At 63.1% G+C, this 2,379-nt stretch carries 2 protein-coding genes; one reads left to right on the top strand and one right to left on the bottom strand.

Features of this window, described 5'->3' with window-relative positions:
• Window positions 1-286: DUF3052 family protein (locus AC1DHD_RS15635; RefSeq protein WP_476880590.1), on the bottom strand; the 286-nt coding region annotated here is incomplete at its 3' end.
• Window positions 287-705: 419 nt separating this feature from the next.
• On the opposite strand from AC1DHD_RS15635, the gene aceE reads away from it, so the two are divergent.
• The coding region (aceE, locus tag AC1DHD_RS15630) for a pyruvate dehydrogenase (acetyl-transferring), homodimeric type (RefSeq protein WP_476880589.1) at window positions 706-2,379 on the top strand (1,674 nt) is incomplete at its 3' end.

Genomic DNA, 2,379 nt, shown 5'->3' with positions numbered 1-2,379 from the left:
TCTTCGGGGTGAGTACCCAGACCACACCGCCCTCGGTCAGTGTCGTCAGCGAGTCAACCAAGGTGTCCACCAGGTCCCCGTCGCCGTCCCGCCACCAGAGAATGGCCGCGTCGACCACCTCATGGTCGTCTTCATCGAACAGTTCAGAACCCGTGAGGTCCTCAATGTCGTCACGCAAGTCGAAGTCGACGTCGTCGTCATAACCGAATTCCTGAATCAGGTCTCCGTTTTTGAAACCCAATTTTTCCGCCACATTTACCGAAGTGGCGGCGTCGGCCTCGCTCACGTGTTGCTCCTATGCTCTTTGTGCGTCCTGGTGAACTGCTGGGTGGTTCCGTTACTGCTAGTGATTTCCATTACTCCAAGCCAACACCCTTTGCGCCTTGGCTTCAAGCTGTAAACCCCGCGATCCGCCATATTCTGCGTCACACCGCGGCTTACGGGGGCCCTGGGAGGCCTCCGCGTCACAGAACCAGTATGCCCGTGAAATACGGAGCGGGCCCCATGCAGCGGCTACGCATCCGCCGACGCACAAGGCTAGAGTGGCTGATGACGACTATGCCTGCGCGGACATAGGCCGCTGATACAGGCGGGCATGGTTGTGATTGGACCTAGCCCGGCACACAGGACCGGGCTGCTGTTACCGATATGTCGCACACGTCGCGTTCACGCCAGGCAGTTACCCTGCCGGAGCTGAGGGTGCCGATGAATGCGCTCAAAGAGAGGTTGGACGTGGCTGCAGGAGAAGATACCTCCCATATCCTCAGCGGGTTGACTAACCAGCTGCCTGATCGTGATCCCGAAGAGACCGCCGAATGGCTGGAGTCCCTGGACACCCTAATTCAGGAACAGGGCACCGAGCGTGCCCAGTACATCATGCGCAGCCTGCTTCAGCGGGCGGGCGCACAAAGCGTAGGCGTGCCGATGGTGACCACCACGGACTACGTCAACACCATCCCCGTGGACCAGGAAGCACCGTTCCCCGGCGATGAAGAAATCGAACGCAAGTACCGCGCCTGGCTGCGCTGGAACGCGGCCGTTATGGTCCACCGCTCGCAGCGCCCGGAAATCGGCGTCGGCGGCCACATCTCCACCTACGCCGGCGCGGCGACCCTCTACGAGGTGGGCTTCAACCACTTCTTCCGCGGCAAGGACCACCCCGGCGGCGGAGACCAGGTCTTCTTCCAGGGCCACGCCTCCCCCGGCATGTACTCGCGCGCCTTTATGGAAGGCCGGCTGACCGAGGAGGACCTCGACGGCTTCCGCCAGGAGAAGTCCAAGGAAGGCCACGCCCTCTCCAGCTACCCGCRCCCGCGCCTGATGCCGGAGTTCTGGGAGTTCCCCACCGTGTCGATGGGCATCGGCCCGATGAACGCCATCTACCAGGCGCAGTCGAACCGCTACCTGCACAACCGTGGCATCAAGGACACCTCAGACCAGCAGGTCTGGGCCTTCCTCGGTGACGGCGAAATGGACGAGCCGGAATCCCGCGGCCTGCTGCAGCTCGCGGCCAACGACAAGCTGGATAACCTCAACTTCGTCATCAACTGCAACCTGCAGCGCCTCGACGGTCCCGTCCGCGGCAACGGCAAGATCATGCAGGAGCTTGAGGCGTTCTTCCGCGGTGCCGGCTGGAACGTCATCAAGGTTGTCTGGGGCCGCGAGTGGGATGACCTGCTGGCCAAGGACGAAGACGGCTCGCTCGTGAAGATCATGAACGAAACCGTCGACGGCGACTACCAGACCTACAAGGCCGAATCCGGCGGGTTCGTCCGCGAACACTTCTTCGGCAAGACCCCGCAGACCAAGGACATGGTCGCGGACATGACAGACCAGGAGATCTGGAACCTCAAGCGCGGCGGCCACGACTACAACAAAGTCTACGCCGCGTACAAGGCCGCCACCGAGTTCAAGGGCAAGCCGACGGTCATCCTGGCCCACACGGTCAAGGGCTACGGCCTGGGCACCCACTTCGAGGGCCGCAACGCGACCCACCAGATGAAGAAGCTCACGCTGGCGGACCTGAAGGCCTTCCGCGACCACCTGCGCATCCCGATTACGGACGAGCAGCTTGAAGCCGATCCGTACCAGCCGCCGTACTACCACCCGGGCGCCGACGCCCCGGAGATCAAGTACCTGATGGAGCGCCGCCGCGCCCTGGGCGGTTTCGTCCCGGAGCGCCGTTCCAAGCACACCGACGTCACCCTGCCCGGTGACAAGGCGTACGAGGTCGCCAACCGCGGGTCCGGCAAGCAGCAGGYCGCCACCACCATGGCGTTCGTCCGCCTGCTCAAGGACCTGATGCGGGACAAGGACTTCGGCACCCGGATCGTGCCGATCATCCCGGATGAGGCACGCACCTTCGGTATGGACGCGTTC

The sequence above is a fragment of the Arthrobacter sp. 05L45_2 genome, from assembly GCF_056397525.1.
The sequence above is the reverse complement of the archived record's forward strand: the minus strand, read 5'-3'. Positions and strand labels throughout refer to the sequence as shown.